Below are 14452 nucleotides of genomic sequence, written 5' to 3' on the forward strand. Positions count from 1 at the left end.
CCTCTACTTCGCGCGCCGCGGCGGCCCCGCGATGAGCCGCGCGGGCAGCACGCGCGCCGCTGCCGTGAGGAGCTTGTAGCGTTTGCTCGGGATCGAGACGGCCTTGCCCTTTTCGTTGTCGGCGAGGCCTTCGCGGACAACCTGTTCGGCCTGCAGCCACATCCAGCCCGGGGTCACCGCTTTGTCCATGCCCATCCGGTCGTGGAATTCAGTGTGCGTGAAGCCTGGGCAGACGGCTGTCACCTTTACCCCGCGCCCGGCATAGGCGAGGTTGGCCCAGCGGCTGAAGCTGAGCAGCCATGCCTTCGCGGCGGAATAGGTTTCCCGCGGCAGGAAGGCCGCCACGCTCGCCACGTTAATTACCCGGCCCGAACGCCGTTGCAGCATGCCCTGCAGCGCGGCGTGCGTCAGTTCCATCGCCGTTTCGACGTGCAGCTTGAGGTGCCGTTTTTCGTCCGCAATGTCATTGTCTGCGAAGGAGTGAAGCAGGCCGATCCCCGCGTTGTTGACCAGGATCTCGACCGGGCGCGCCGGATCGCTCAGGCGTTCGACGACGGCGGCCACTCCGCCGTCGTCCGCCAGGTCAGCCGCCAGCACCTCCGCCCGGACGCCGTAATTGTTTTCCAGCTCCGCCGCTCGGGCCAGGAGCCGCGCCTCATCGCGTGCCACCAGGACCACGTTGTGTCCCTGCTGGGCCAGCTGGCGGGCGAACTCGGCCCCGAGGCCGGCTGTTGCACCGGTGATCAGGGCGGTGAGGGCCGGGGCCGATGGGCCGTGAGCGGTTGTGTTCATAGCCACAGCCTAGCGCCGCCGCGTTCTGGGCCTCAGGCCAGGGCCGGCCCCGGGGCGAGTTCGCCTTCGGCCGGGCCGTCCGGAGCGCTATCCAAGGCGGCGCCTACCGGCCCAGCAACGTCCAGCGCAACCCCGTCCAGCTCAGCCTCGTCCATGGCGCGGTAGCGCTGTTGCAGCTCTTCGGCGGCGAGCTCGTACCAGGTGTGGGCGCCGAAGGAGGGGCTGGGGGTGTCCAGGTGGCGGTACAGGGCGTCGGCCAGCTGACCCAGGGCCGCGTCGGAGAGCGCCTGCACCGTGGCGGCCGGATCCAGTGTCCCCTCGAAGTAATCGGAGAGCTCAAGGCCGTCGATGAGGTCAGGGCCGGGCGCAGCGGCGGTGCCCGCATCGTCCGGCGTGGGTCCCTCGACGTCGAGGTCGGCGACCTCGCCAAGGAGCTGGCCGGTGACGGCCCCGGTGATCTCGCCGTCCAGCCCGGCCAGGACCTCGCCGTCGGAACCGACGTGAACCAGGCAAATGGGCAGCTCGGCCGGTTCCTGCAGGAGAAGCCGGAAGCCCTCGCTACCGCCTGCCGCAAGGCCGACGGCGGCAGCCACGGGCTCCTGGGGCGCCGCGGGGGCCTGGTTTGCAGCGAGTTGCCGGAGGTAGAGCAGGATCTCCGGGTCGAGGTGGGAGGCGCCGTGCAGATCGATGCTGACGTCCGAGCCGGAGGCCAGTCGGCTGGCTCGCCGCATGATGTGCAGCAGGGCGGGGTAGTTTGCCTGGGTCAGGCAACCGGTGACTTCCAGAGTCACGTGTCCGGGATCGACATCAACACGGACAAGCACACGCAGTTTGTGGTTCACGGGGTTCTCCAAATGACACGTCCTTGAGCCAACTGCATAACTCAAGCTAAACCATACGAAATTGTCGCCCCGCTCACAAGCGGTTACGCCCCGGCTGGCGCCTGATCCGGCCAGTCAATGCACTGGTTGTAGGCGTCATGCTTGCGCAGGTAGCGGTAGATGTAGGGGCAGTGCGGGATGATCCGCTTCCCGGAAGCCACCACGTCGTCCAGGGCGAAGTGCGCGAGCACCCCGGCGAGCCCCTGGCCCTTGAATTGCTCGGCTGTCTCGGTGTGGATGAAGTCCACATGGCCCGGCCTGTCGATGTAGCGCACCTGGACCGCGAGCTTGCCGCCAACATGCAGCTCATAGCGGTGCAGGTCATCATTGCGGGTGGTGGAGACGTCCGGGCTGAACGTGTCTTCAGTTTCTGCCGAGTTCTCCGTCATGGTTCGAGATTGGCACGTAATGGCGGGTGTGGCAATGGCCGTCCGGATCCACCGGAATCACTGGCTTCGGCGTTACGGGTCGGAACGCGGCCCAGCAGCAGCACGGCGAGCGCGAAGCAGGCCGCACCGCCGCCGAGCAGCCCTACCGTGAGCCCGTTCAGTGCCGCGTCGGCCACCGGGATGAAGACGACGACGGCGGCCGTCACCACGGCAGCCGCAGGCCGCGCGCGGGAGCTGCCCGGCGCCGTCGGCTGCTCCTCCAGCCGCCCAAACAGCGCCAGCACGGGCAGCAGCAGGGCGACGACGCCTAACAGCACCAGCGGCCGGGTCCACCACCACGCCGCGGTCCCCCCGGTCGGCTGCGGAAAATCGGTGAGCAGCAGCAGCCCGGACATCGCTGCCAGCAGCGGCAGGTGCCACAGGTAGACGGTCATGGACCGCCGTCCCACCCGGGCCAGGACCCCGCGGACCGGCCCGAGGCCGGCCAGCCGGGCGAGGAGAGGCCGGAGAAGCTGCAGCCCGGCGGCCTGGGAGACGGCAAGCAGGAACAGGGTCAGGTTGGGCGGGTTGAGGTTGACCAGCATGTTCCCGGAGTACAGCCGGAGCACCACCAGGGCGCCGAGCGTCAGGTTGCTCGCCGCCACGATGCCGAGCAGCCCCGAAGGCGTCAGGCCCTGCAGTTTCCCGTCGGCCAGGATGAAGCCAAGCTGCTGCACAGCGCACCAGAGGAAGACCATGTTGGCGTAGGCCAGTTGAGGCAGCGCGCCGCGGAGGCAGTCCACGGCCACCACCAGGCAGAGGAGGGCGGCGAGGGTCAGCCACGGTGCGCGGGCATGGAGTGCGGCCAGCCAGGGCAGATTCAGCTGCGCCGCGAGGTAGGCGGCCAGGAACCACAGCGGCATGCCCGCGCCGGCGGCCAGCAGTTGGATCACCTGCGGGTCCACGCCGCTGAGCCGTGCGGCCCACAGGCCGGTGAACATGACCGACAGCAGCACGGCGGCCGGGCGGATCAGCCGCAGGAGCCTGCCCTGGACGAATTCGAAGGCGCTGCCGCCCTGGGACCGCAGGCGACGCCAGGAATACAGTCCGGTGACGCCGCCGGCGACGAAGAACAGGGGCATCACCTGGAGCACCCAGACCACGGGTTCGAACCAGTGCTGGTTCCCCAGGGTGTTGTCGGAGCTCACGGTGCCGTCCGGATGCAGGACCGGGCTGACCATCATCGTGTGGGCAATAACCACCAGCGCGAGGCAGAAGAACCGGGCCAGGTCGATGACCAGGTCTCGCTCCGGCACGGCTGGTGCCGGGCCGCCTGCGGGCTGCTGCATGGCGCTCCTTACCGTCGCGGCACGGGCAACCGGCCGCTTTTCCTCCATTGTCGGCCCAGCCGGAGGGAACGCAAGAGGCCAGGACCATCAGCTGGTCCTGGCCTCCGGTGATGGATGCGCTCAGGCGAGCGAGAGGAAAAGCTTCTCCAGTTCGGCACGGTCCAGGCTCGGGTCCTCCTGCTGCATGCACTGCTGCAGACCGGTGGCAATGATGGAGAATCCGGCCTTGTCCAGGGCACTGGAGACGGCGGCAAGCTGCGTGACGACGCTCTTGCAGTCCCGCCCCTCTTCGATCATGCGAGTGACCGCCGCGAGCTGGCCCTGGGCGCGGCGCAGGCGGTTAATAACGGACTTCATGTCGGTGGGATCGAGTTCCATGGGTGCCTCCCGGAGTAGACGGATTACATTCCATGATATACCCCCCTTGGTATTTCACATACCCCTAGTGGTATAAGCGTCCCCTGGCCGAGCCTAAACCGCGGCGAAATCCTCTCCGGTAGGGACGTAAGTACCTACCGGACGGGGGCTCACGGGCGTATTTCTGGGGGTGTGAACGCGGCCAGCTTCGGTGATCCGGTAATGGCCCGCAAAGGCGCCACCGGCGCCGGTCCGGGCCCCTGGAAACGCTACGTCGCCCTGGGAGATTCGTTCACAGCCGGCCTGGGCGATCCCGAGCCCCTCAGCCCCGGCGGAATGAGGGGCTGGGCGGACCGGATCGCGGAGGAATTCAGTGCCGCACGCGGGGATTTTTCCTACGCCAACCTGGCCGTCAGCGGCCTTGTGCTGCAGCAGATCGTGGACCAGCAGCTCGGCCCGGCGATCGCCCTGAAACCGGACCTCGTCACGCTGTCCGCGGGTGGCAATGACCTGGTCTTCCACCGGCGCGATCCCGACCGGCTCGCGGTAAGCCTCGATGCAGCGGTCGCGGCCCTCTCCGCCGCGGGGGCAACCGTCGTGCTCTTCACCGGGCCGGACTGGGGCGACACCCCGGTCTTCGGCCACATCCGCGGCAAGGTGGCCGTCTTCAACGAGAACATCCGGACCATCGCCGCCCGCCATCACGGCGTCATCGCGGACTTGTGGGCCTTGCGGCAACTGAGCGACCCCAGGATGTGGGATCCGGACCGGCTGCATTTTTCCCCGCTCGGACACCACACGATCGCCGGCATGGTGCTGGACACCCTGCAGGTCACGCACAGCCTGCAGCCGCTGCAGCCCAAGCCGCTGCCCGCCGGCAACTGGCGGGAGACCCGGGCCGGCGACCTGGCCTGGGCCACGCATTACCTGCTGCCCTGGATGATGCGGCGCGTCCGGCCGCGCGACGGAAGCGCCCCTCCCGCCCCCAAGCGGCCCGAACCGGGTCCGGTCTTCGGATCGCCGACCAACGCGGCGCACCCCTAGTACGGCCGGGCTGTGTCGGCTAATCTGCAGGGACGGCCTCCGGCCAACGGCCGGGGACAGCAGACCGATGACGATCCCGAGGAGCGAAGTTGTCTAATCACACCTACAGCATTTCTGAAATTGTCGGGACCTCGAATGAAGGCGTGGACGCCGCCGTGCGCAACGGCATCTCCGAGGCTGCAAAAACCCTGCGGAATCTGGACTGGTTCGAAGTCAAGGAAATCCGCGGACACCTCGAAAACGGCCAGGTTGCCGACTGGCAGGTGACCATCAAGCTCGGGTTCCGCCTGGAGCGCTGACGTCCGGGAGGGCGGCGCATGGAGTACACCCAGCTGGGCCGTTCCGGCCTGAAAGTCTCCCGCCTCTGCCTGGGCACCATGAACTTCGGGCCGCAGACCGAGGAATCGGACGCCCACGCGATCATGGATTCCGCGATGGACGCCGGGATCAATTTCTTTGACACGGCCAACGTCTACGGCGGCTCCACGCACCGCGGCTGGACCGAGGAGATTTTAGGCCGCTGGTTCGCCAAAGGCGGCGAGCGCCGGGAACGGACGGTGCTCGCCACTAAGGTCTACGGCACAATGGCTGACCGGCCTAACGAGTCCCGGCTCTCCGCGCTGCATATCCGCCACGCCCTCGACGCAAGCCTCCGGCGCCTCCGGACGGATTACATCGACCTGTACCAGTTTCACCACGTGGACCGGAACACGCCGTGGGACGAAATCTGGCAAGCAGTTGACGTCGCCGTGCAGCAGGGAAAGATCCTCTACTCGGGCAGCAGCAACTTCGCGGGCTGGCACCTGGCCCGGGCGCAGGAAGCGGCCTCCCGCCGGCATTCGAACGGCCTGGTCAGCGAGCAGTCCATCTACAACCTGCTGACCCGCAACGCCGAACTCGAGGTAATTCCGGCCGCCCAGCACTATGGCCTGGGGATCCTGCCGTGGTCTCCACTGCATGGAGGCCTGCTCGGCGGAGTTCTCAAGCAGGAGCACGAGGGTGTCCGCCGGTGTGAAGGCCGCTCGCTTGAGGCCCTGAAGAAGCACCGGAACCAGATCCGCCGGTACGAGGACCTCGCGGACGAACTCGGGCACGAGCCGGGGGAACTGGCGCTGGCCTGGCTGCTGCACCAGCCGGCTGTCACGGCGCCGGTCGTCGGCCCGCGCACCCGGGAGCAGCTCGGCGCCGCCCTGCGCTCCCTTTTGGTGCAGCTCGACGTCGAGGCCCTGGGGCGCCTCGACGCGATCTTCCCCGGCCACCGGACCGCCCCGGAGGACTACGCGTGGTGAGGACTGCGGCGGCCGGCGGCGCGCTTGGGACGGGCGTTTTTGACCGCCCGACACTCCCGAAATTCCCTGTGAATACAAGGGTTTCCCAAACTTTTCCGGGTGTCGAGTGGCGTTTTGATAGTAAGCATGATTAGTATTTAGGCAGAAGGATGAAGCGCACCCGGCAACCCGGGTGTCTCCTCAATGAAAGAGAAGGGCCGATAAAATGGGTTTTTTCGCATTTCTTATTCTGGGTCTTATTGCCGGAGCAATTGCTAAGGCTATCCTGCCGGGACGTCAGGGCGGCGGCTGGGTCATCACGCTGATCCTCGGTGTTGTGGGCGCCCTCCTGGGCGGCCTCATCGGTAGCGCTATCTTCGGCACGGGACTGCAGGAATTCTTCTCGCTGACCACGTGGCTGCTGGCGATCGGCGGTGCGATCATCGTACTGCTGGTCTACGGCATGATCACCAAGCGCTCGCACCGCTAAAACGGTGTGACCGGAAAACCGGTCCCGGGATTATTTCCTGGGGCCGGTTTTTTGGTACCCGTCGACATTTCAACACGACTTCAAGAGCACCCTTCCATAGAACACAGAGCAGGAGTACAGCATGAAAGCCAAACTTCTTTTCGGCACCGGCCTCGCGGCAGGTTACGTCCTTGGATCCCGTTCCGGGCGGGCAGCCTACGAAAAGCTGAAAGCGCGGGCAGCGGGCCTCTGGCAGAGCAAGCCGGTCCAGGACAAGGTGGCGGCCGCGACGGAAGCGGTCAAGGAAAAGGCCCCCGAGGTTTCCAGCCAGCTCACCGAGGCCGCCCGCCGCGCGGGCACGGTCATCAGCTCCGCCGTCCACCGGGACGAGACCCCAGCCGGGAGCCCCGCACCCTCGGGGACGTCGTCCGCGGCGACCCCGGCCGCAGCGGGCACGCAGGCCGGTGGCGCGATCCCCGCACACAGCACCCACCCCGGCACGGCCAACCTGGGGACCTCCGGCGGCGCCCACGCCGCCGTGGACACGGCCTCCGACGTCGCTTCGGATCCGGCTTTGAACGATGAGACCGGGCAGGACTGGTCGGATGAAGGCGGCGCTACGCCGGCCGGACCGGCAACCAATGTCGACCCGGACAAGCACTAACGGGTCCCCGCTAACGGCCCTGCTTTGAGCGTCTGGCAGCAACCGCGCCCAGTACGACGGTGGCGTCCCGCTTCCGGGAGCTGAAGACCCGGCCGGAGAGCCCGCTCCCGGCGAAGATTCGGACCGTCTGAGGCGCCTGCTGCCGGCTCGTCTCAATCAGTAGGTGGCCGCCCGGCGCCAGCCACTCCGGCGCCGCGGCGGCCACAAGCCGCTGCAGTTCCAATCCGTCCGGGCCGCCGTCGAGCGAAGTCCGCGGCTCGTGCAGGCGCGCTTCGGGCGGCATGGTCCCGATCATTCCGGAGGGAACGTAAGGCGCGTTCACCGCCAGAAGATCCACCCGGCCGCGCAGCCGGTCCGGCAACGCCCCGTACAGATCGCCCTCGTGGACCTCTCCGCCCAGCGGGAGCACGTTACGCCGCGCGCAGGCCGCCGCCGCAGGATCGATGTCGGCAGCATGCAGCTCCAGCGGCCCCGCCGCAGCCGCCAGCGCGGCAGCTACGGCACCGGAGCCGCAACAGAGGTCGACGACGACTGGAATCCCCACTGCCCCGGCCGCCCGGCGCGCCTGCAGGACCTTTGTTCCCCGCCGGACGAGATACTCGGTGCGGCGGCGGGGCACAAAGACTTGCGGGTCCAGGGCGATGCGGAGGCCGCAAAACTCCGCCCAGCCCAGCACTTGCTCCAGCGGCACCCCCGCGACCCGCTGCCGGACCAGCGTCTCCAATTCTTCGTCCGTGGCCGCCGCGGCCACCAGCAGGGCGGCCTCTTCTTCGGCGAAGACGCAGCCGGCGCTACGGAGCCGGCTGATCACCTCCGCCGCCCGCGGGGGCATGGTCCGCATGGCATCACGCCCTTCCGCCGCGCCCTCCGGCAGCCGTGTCCGCAGCCGCCCTGAAAGGCCCATGCTATCCAAAGCGGCACCGCGGCCCTACGCCTTGCCCGCGGAATATCCCGCGAACCGAATCGCACCGGCCAGGGGACCCCTGGCTGAATATTTGCTGGAAAATCCATGTGCAAGCGCTTACAATTGTGACTTGGCTCTCAGTAGCCGGTCTCCGCATCCGTCCCTTCGTCGAGGCAACGTCGCTCACCCGGAAGGTCTCCATCGTGTTCACCCGCAGCTCCAGCCTGCCCAGGCCGCCCCGTTTGAGGCGCGGCGCAGGGCGCCACCACACCGCCCGCGCCGGCGTCGCCCTCGTGGCGGCGCTGGCCGCCGCCGCCGTCGCCGTCGTCCCCGCCCAGGCCGCCCCCGACCCCCGGGGCCCGGGCGCCCCGTCGGCTGCGCATTCGCTCCGCGGGCCGGTCACCGACGAGCGGTTCTACTTTGTGATGGCGGACCGCTTCAACAACGGCAGCGCCGCCAACGACGACGGCGGCCTGGGTCCCAACCCAATGGTCTCCGGCTTCGACCCGACCAAGAAGGGCTTCTACAACGGCGGCGACCTCAAGGGCCTGCGGGACAAGATCGACTACATCCAGGGCCTCGGCACCACCTCGATCTGGCTGACTCCGAGCTTCAAGAACAAGGCCGTCCAGCCGGAGGACCAGTCGGCCGGCTACCACGGCTACTGGGTCACCGACTTCACCCAGATCGACCCGCACCTGGGCACCAACGCCGAGCTGAAGACCCTCATCGACGAGGCGCACGCCCGCGGCATGAAGGTCTACTTCGACATCATCACCAACCACACCGCCGACGTGATCGGCTACGAGCAGGGCGACCGCACGGCGTACAAGTCCAAGGACGCCGCCCCCTACCTGACCGCCGCGGGCGAACCGTTCGACGACCGTGACTACGCCGGCACGGGCACCTTCCCGAAGCTGGATGCGGCCACCTCGTTCCCGTACACGCCGAAACTCGCGGCCGGCGAAGAGAACCTCAAGGTCCCGGCCTGGCTCAACGACACCACGCTCTACCACAACCGCGGCGACACCACCTTCGAGGGCGAAAACTCCTCCTACGGCGACTTCTTTGGCCTCGACGACCTGTTCACCGAGCACCCGAAGGTGGTCAACGGCATGGTCAACATCTACGAGAAGTGGATCGGCGACTTCGGCGTGGACGGCTTCCGGATCGACACCATGAAGCATGTCAACGACGAGTTCTGGCAGCAGTTCGGCCCCCGCGTCCTCGCCTACGCCAAGGCGCACGGCAAGGACGAATTCTTCATGTTCGGCGAGGTCTTCGACACCTCCAAGAGCTTCACCTCCCAGTTCACCACCCGTAACAAGATGCAGGCCGTGCTCGACTTTCCGTTCCAGGAGGCGGCCCGGAACTTCGCCTCGCGCGGCCAGGGCGCCAAGGAGCTGGAGACCTTCTTCGCCGGTGATGACTGGTACACCGACGCCGACTCCAACGTCTACGAGCTCCCCACGTTCCTGGGCAACCACGACATGGGCAGGATCGGCAGCTTCATCACCGCGGACAACCCAGGCGCGGACGACGCCGAACGCGTCGCGCGGGACCGGCTCGCCCACGAGCTGATGTACTTCTCCCGCGGCAACCCGGTGGTCTACTACGGTGATGAAGAGGGCTTCACCGGCCCCGGCGGGGACCAGGATGCCCGCCAGACGATGTTTGCCAGCAAGGTCCCGGACTACCTCGACGATGACCTGCTCGGCACCGACGCCACGCATGCGGGCGACAACTTCAACACCGCCCACCCGCTGTACCGCGACATCAGCGAACTCGCGGCCCTGACCACCGAACACCCGGCGCTGCGCAACGGCGCGCACCAGAACCGGTACGCGTCCGACGGGCCCGGCATCTACGCCTTCTCCCGGACCGACGCCAAGGACCAGCGCGAGTACGTTGTCTCCATCAACAACAGCAAGCAGGTCCAGACCGCAGCGGTCCCCACCTACGTGGGCAAGCGCACCTTCAACCGGATCTACGGGGAGGCAAGCGCCGAGGCCAAGACCGCGGCGGACGGGAAGCTGACGGTCACGGTTCCGCCGCTCTCCGCCGTCGTCTACGAGTCCGCCGGCCGCATCCCGCACTCCAAGGCAGCGCCGGCCGTAAGCCTGCAGGCGCCGGCAGCCTCTGCCGCGGACAACAGCCGCGTACGCGTCGCGGCCGACGTCGACGGCACCTCTTTCTACGAGGTCACCTTCCAGGCCCGCACGGCGGGCAGCGCATGGGCCCCAATCGGTACTGACGACACGGCGCCCTACCAGGTCTTCCATGACGTCTCCGCCCTGAAAGCCGGCACCGCCGTGGAGTACCGCGCCGTGGTGCTGGACAACGGGGCGCACACCTCGGTGAGCCAGCCCCGCAGCGTCACCGTCCCGTCCCCGGTGCTCAGCATCGTGAACCCCAAGGAAGGCAGCAGCGTCCGCGGCAAGGTCGAGGTCAGTGCCGTCGCCAGCCCGGAGAAGGCCGACTACGTGGTCCGGTTCGAACGCAGCATCGGCGGCGGGGCCTGGACGAAGTTTGGCGAGGACAGCTCCTCCCCCGACTACACCGCCATGGATGACCTGGCGGCCCTGTCACTGCCGGACGGGACCCAGCTGCGTTATCGCGCGCTCTTGACGGTGCCGGGCGCCGGCGAAGTGGTCAGCGACGTCCGCACGGTGGTCGCGGGGGACCTCCCCCAGCCTAATTCGGTCACCATTGCGGGCAGCCTCAACTCGGAAATGGGCTGCCCCGGGGACTGGCAGCCGGCCTGCCCGGCAGCCTTTCTCAAGCTGGATCCGGCGGACAAGGTCTGGCGCCTGACCGTTCCCGACCTGCCCGCCGGCAGCTACGAATTCAAGGCCGCCATTAACGGCTCCTGGGACGAGAACTACGGCGCGGGGGGCGGCCCCAACGGCAGCAACATCGTGCTGAACCACCCGGGTGGCGCGGTGACCTTCCGCTACGACAACAGCACCCATGTGATGAGCCCGGTCTACGCCTCGCAGCAGCCGGCCACGGTGGCGGCTGCCGGGGACCTCGATTCGGAGCTGGGCTGCCCGGGCGACTGGATGCCGGACTGCCCGCAGGCCCAGCTCTCGCTGGATCCGGCGGACCTCGTCTGGAAGCTGACGTTCCCGGAGCTGCCGGCCGGCACCTACTCGTTCAAGGCCGCGCTCAACCGTTCCTGGGCCGAGAACTACGGCGCAGGCGGAGTCCCGGGCGGTGGAAACCTCAGCCTGGTGCACGACGGCGGCCCGGTCACCTTCCGATATGACCACTTCACCCACCTGATCACCGCCGGCTAGCACCGGGGTCCGACGGACACAGGAAGAACGCCGAAGGCCGGCCTGCACTGAGCGTGCAGGCCGGCCTTTTGACGTACCGGGAGTCGAACCTCGAGTCGGTCAGCCGGCCACTCGGTCCGCGCCTCAGCCGACCAGACGGAGCGGCGGGAGTGCCCGGGCCAGCCGCGTTGCCAGCTTGTGGGCCGCCGCCGCCGAGGGCCGCGCTGCGGGGTCCATCGCCGTCATGGCCGTCAGCAGCGACACCCAGCCGGCACCGAGCTGGGCCGGAATTTCCGGTCCCCGCAGGGTGCGGGCCACGAGCGACTCGACCGGCGTCCCGGGGTAGGCCTTCACGCCGGTAAGGCACTCCAGCAGCACCAGTCCCAGCGCATAGACATCCGTGGCAGCGTTGACGGGCTGACCGGCCGCCTGCTCCGGGCTCATGTAATGCACGGTGCCCGACGAATCCCCCGGTTCAGGGGCTGTCCCGGCCGGCGTGGCGATCCCGAAGTCGGCGATTCGTACCGAGCACCTCCGGAGCGCACTAAGCAGGATGTTTGCGGGCTTGATGTCCCGGTGGACCAGGCCGCGCGCGTGGACGTGCCCCAGCCCGGACAAAGCGGCGGCGGCCCAGCCGGCCACTTCCTCCGGCCCGGTGGCGCCGCCGCGGATCCGCTCGGCAAGGCTGCCCCCGTAGGCGAATTCTTCGACCAGGAAGGGCCGGCCCGCCCACTGGTCACCGGGCGGGACCGTGCCGGCGGCAATGAAGCGGACCACGGCGGGGTGATCCAGGGAGGCGAGTACGCGCGCTTCTGCGTGGATCCGGTTGGCGTGCTTCTCGGCGGGACCCTCGGCCACCTTGATGGCGACGGGACGGTCGTTGAGCAGGTCTGTTCCGCGGAACACCGTGGCAGTCGCCCCGCGTCCCAGGAGCTCGTGGACCAGGAAGCGTCCGCCGGGAGCGTCCGGCAGCGGCAGGACCCTGACATTGAGGCCGGCGGCGGACGCTGCTGCCGCTCCGGACGCGGGGCGGCTGTGTGCCACCGCGAGCACTGGAAGGGCGGTCACGAAAGCGCGGCCAGCGCGTTGGAAGTGTGGACGATGCCATCAAGCTGGAAACCGCAGGAGCAACGCCACACCGGCGGCAGCTCCGCGGAGCCGATGCCGGCGTCGAACGAGTAAGCGGACATGGCGTCCAGCGCCGGGGCAGTCCACTCCATCGGAGCTCCGCAATGGCTCGGTGCCTTGCTCGCGGTGGTCAAAGGCAGGACGGGGGCCGCGGCGCCCGGCTCTGCCGGGGAGTCCGGCGCACCCAGAGGGGCCGCACCGGCTCCCGGGATCCCGGTGATCGTCAACAACTCAGCCACGACTCCTCCACGAAAACGATTATCTAACACAAGTAGTAAGCATACATATCACTAGTCCAACTAGCTAGTTGCTGTCTAGATAATCTTCGCGGATGTTCCTGTCGGCTTAGTGGCGCTCGACCTGTTCGGTGAGGGCATCGGCCATCCGGCGCAGGAAGGACACGATGATGCGGCTCTCCTCCGCGCTGAGCTCTTCGGCCACCGCCAGCATCCTGCGGTGCATCTCCCCCAGCGTCTCGCGGACTTCCGAATCCGTCGCGGCGGTCGGCACGATCACCAGGGAGCGGCGGTCCGTGGGATGGGGCTCGCGCCGCACGTGGCCGCTGCCGACGAGCCGGTCGATCAGGGAGGTGGTGGACGCCGTCGTGATGCCCAGCGTCCGGCTCAGGTCCTTGGGGCCCACCCGCTCCCCGGCGGCCTGGGCGCGCAGCAGATAGCGAAGGGCCAGCAGGTCGGTTTCCCCCATGCCCATCGAGTCCCGCGTCGAGCGCCTGGTGGCAACCTCGGCGGCGCGGTAGCCGCGGAGGGCCTGCAACACCGCGGTGGGCGGGTCAAGCCGCTCATCCGGCCCATACCAGTACCCTGAGCCTGCTGCCCTGTCCGAGTTCATCCGATAATCCTAGCCGATCTAACTACTAGGCAGGCTTGCTTACTGCACGGGGACGGCGCAGGCGGGCGCGTCAGTCCCCGGACGCAAAAAACCCCCGGCGTCCTGTCGCCAGGATGCCGGGGGTTTTTCCACTCTTCGCTAAAAGAGTGGGCCCTGTGGGGATCGAACCCACGACCCACGGATTAAAAGTCCGATGCTCTACCAACTGAGCTAAAGGCCCCAGCCGACAGCCCCAACCGGCGGAAAAATCCGCTGTTGAAAGGCGCGTCGGCCCAGTCCATTTCTGGACGTTAATACTGTACCCCAGACGCAGGCGAGCTTTGTCACCGGGCCCGACGCGCCGCCGTCGTCCGCTTCCCGGGCGTTGTCCCCGCACACGGGGGCATGCTCGATTCCCGGAATGCACAGGAGTAGCGTGGTGGCATGAGCGAGCAAGCAGGAGCCAGCAGCCCCGGACCGCACCGTCACCACAAGCCGAAGCCCTTTGCGCCGATCGACTTTGAGCCTTTCGCCGGGGGTGCGGACCCGGCGCGGGTTTCCGAGGCGGCCCACCTCGCAGCCCAGGCGCTCGTCCGCCGCGGACGGGACAGCGACGACCCCAAGGTCACGCGGCGGCTGGTCAAACTCGCTGATGAACAGGGCCTCGATGCCATAGCCGAAATGTGGGCGGAGAGCCCGGCGCGGTCCCTCCCTGGCGCGCTCTGGCGGCTCTACGCGCTGCGGGCCGCCACGATCCGGGATCCGGAACGGATTTCGGTCTACTTCAGAGCGGGCAAGGACACCGCCCAGGTGTCCCACGTGGTGGCCGGCGCAGCCGAGCCTCCGGGCGCCGAGGAAATGAAGTCGATGGCGGACGCCATCCTCTCCGGCGCCTTCGACGGGGAGTTCGACGTCGCACTGGAGCGCTCGGCGGCATTCTGCCGGGTGGTGGCGCTGGGCCAGGCCACACTTGCCGACGGCGCGGAGCACAGCAACGCCAATCATGCGAGCAAGCTGACGCGGAACTCACACCTCCTGGTCAAGACCGCCGAGGACCTCGAACATGCCGCCAACGCCTGGCGGCTGGGCGAGCTGGACTGAGCGCTCCGGCGGCTGGTGGGC

16 protein-coding genes and 1 tRNA gene are annotated in these 14452 nt (G+C 68.1%); 7 read left to right on the top strand and 10 right to left on the bottom strand.

Going from position 1 to position 14452, the window contains the following annotated elements; translation table 11 throughout:
• Nucleotides 1–3 precede the first annotated feature (3 nt).
• The 5 genes from AC1DBL_RS09945 to AC1DBL_RS09965 all read right to left on the bottom strand — a co-directional run bounded on the left by AC1DBL_RS09945 (nucleotide 4) and on the right by AC1DBL_RS09965 (nucleotide 3768).
• On the bottom strand, nucleotides 4–792 hold the full coding sequence (locus AC1DBL_RS09945) for an SDR family NAD(P)-dependent oxidoreductase (protein WP_476926022.1): 789 nt from the start codon (nucleotides 790–792) through the stop codon (nucleotides 4–6).
• A 32-nt stretch (nucleotides 793–824) separates the two neighbouring features.
• A complete protein-coding gene (locus tag AC1DBL_RS09950) occupies nucleotides 825–1634 on the bottom strand; it encodes a hypothetical protein (protein WP_476892983.1) in 810 nt (269 codons plus the stop codon).
• Nucleotides 1635–1717: 83 nt separating this feature from the next.
• Nucleotides 1718–2062: a GNAT family N-acetyltransferase gene (locus AC1DBL_RS09955; RefSeq protein ID WP_441418093.1), complete on the bottom strand. Its 345-nt coding sequence runs from the start codon at nucleotides 2060–2062 to the stop codon at nucleotides 1718–1720.
• A complete protein-coding gene (locus AC1DBL_RS09960) occupies nucleotides 2059–3390 on the bottom strand; it encodes an acyltransferase family protein (RefSeq protein ID WP_441418094.1) in 1332 nt (443 codons plus the stop codon). The genes AC1DBL_RS09955 and AC1DBL_RS09960 overlap by 4 nt, the downstream gene beginning before the upstream one ends.
• Before the next feature lie 120 nt (nucleotides 3391–3510).
• Entirely contained in the window at nucleotides 3511–3768 is a 258-nt protein-coding gene (locus AC1DBL_RS09965; protein WP_138767747.1) for a metal-sensitive transcriptional regulator, read from the bottom strand.
• Nucleotides 3769–3969: 201 nt separating this feature from the next.
• Here AC1DBL_RS09965 and AC1DBL_RS09970 point away from each other — a divergent pair, with 201 nt between their 5' ends.
• The 5 genes from AC1DBL_RS09970 to AC1DBL_RS09990 all read left to right on the top strand — a co-directional run bounded on the left by AC1DBL_RS09970 (nucleotide 3970) and on the right by AC1DBL_RS09990 (nucleotide 7192).
• A complete protein-coding gene (locus AC1DBL_RS09970; RefSeq protein WP_441418180.1) occupies nucleotides 3970–4791 on the top strand; it encodes an SGNH/GDSL hydrolase family protein in 822 nt (273 codons plus the stop codon).
• Between the two features lie 89 nt (nucleotides 4792–4880).
• Nucleotides 4881–5090 (top strand): dodecin, encoded by a 210-nt coding sequence (locus AC1DBL_RS09975; protein WP_175322466.1) that lies wholly within the window; start codon nucleotides 4881–4883, stop codon nucleotides 5088–5090.
• 18 nt (nucleotides 5091–5108) lie between these two features.
• Complete coding sequence (locus tag AC1DBL_RS09980; protein ID WP_476917264.1) at nucleotides 5109–6080, top strand: aldo/keto reductase; 972 nt, start codon at nucleotides 5109–5111, stop codon at nucleotides 6078–6080.
• Nucleotides 6081–6285: 205 nt separating this feature from the next.
• A complete protein-coding gene (locus tag AC1DBL_RS09985) occupies nucleotides 6286–6549 on the top strand; it encodes a GlsB/YeaQ/YmgE family stress response membrane protein (protein ID WP_175322464.1) in 264 nt (87 codons plus the stop codon).
• 121 nt (nucleotides 6550–6670) lie between these two features.
• Nucleotides 6671–7192: a hypothetical protein gene (locus AC1DBL_RS09990; protein WP_476917265.1), complete on the top strand. Its 522-nt coding sequence runs from the start codon at nucleotides 6671–6673 to the stop codon at nucleotides 7190–7192.
• Between the two features lie 10 nt (nucleotides 7193–7202).
• Here the strand turns inward: AC1DBL_RS09990 and AC1DBL_RS09995 are convergent, their stop codons facing one another.
• Nucleotides 7203–8033 (bottom strand): putative protein N(5)-glutamine methyltransferase, encoded by an 831-nt coding sequence (locus tag AC1DBL_RS09995; protein WP_476917266.1) that lies wholly within the window; start codon nucleotides 8031–8033, stop codon nucleotides 7203–7205.
• 305 nt (nucleotides 8034–8338) lie between these two features.
• Here AC1DBL_RS09995 and AC1DBL_RS10000 point away from each other — a divergent pair, with 305 nt between their 5' ends.
• Nucleotides 8339–11395, top strand: coding sequence for an alpha-amylase family glycosyl hydrolase (locus tag AC1DBL_RS10000; protein WP_476926059.1), 3057 nt, complete (start codon nucleotides 8339–8341; stop codon nucleotides 11393–11395).
• 123 nt (nucleotides 11396–11518) lie between these two features.
• Here the strand turns inward: AC1DBL_RS10000 and AC1DBL_RS10005 are convergent, their stop codons facing one another.
• The 4 genes from AC1DBL_RS10005 to AC1DBL_RS10020 all read right to left on the bottom strand — a co-directional run bounded on the left by AC1DBL_RS10005 (nucleotide 11519) and on the right by AC1DBL_RS10020 (nucleotide 13571).
• Nucleotides 11519–12442, bottom strand: a complete 924-nt coding sequence (locus AC1DBL_RS10005; RefSeq protein WP_476926023.1) for a serine/threonine-protein kinase — start codon at nucleotides 12440–12442, stop codon at nucleotides 11519–11521.
• Entirely contained in the window at nucleotides 12439–12741 is a 303-nt protein-coding gene (locus AC1DBL_RS10010) for a hypothetical protein (protein ID WP_441418099.1), read from the bottom strand. Before AC1DBL_RS10010 ends, AC1DBL_RS10005 begins: the two co-directional genes overlap by 4 nt.
• A gap of 106 nt (nucleotides 12742–12847) precedes the next feature.
• Nucleotides 12848–13351, bottom strand: a complete 504-nt coding sequence (locus tag AC1DBL_RS10015) for a MarR family winged helix-turn-helix transcriptional regulator (protein WP_476926024.1) — start codon at nucleotides 13349–13351, stop codon at nucleotides 12848–12850.
• Nucleotides 13352–13498: 147 nt separating this feature from the next.
• Nucleotides 13499–13571 (bottom strand) — tRNA-Lys (locus AC1DBL_RS10020).
• A 203-nt stretch (nucleotides 13572–13774) separates the two neighbouring features.
• On the opposite strand from AC1DBL_RS10020, the gene AC1DBL_RS10025 reads away from it, so the two are divergent.
• A complete protein-coding gene (locus tag AC1DBL_RS10025; RefSeq protein WP_441418101.1) occupies nucleotides 13775–14431 on the top strand; it encodes a hypothetical protein in 657 nt (218 codons plus the stop codon).
• Nucleotides 14432–14452: the final 21 nt, after the last annotated feature.

The organism is Arthrobacter sp. 10T44 (assembly GCF_056393885.1).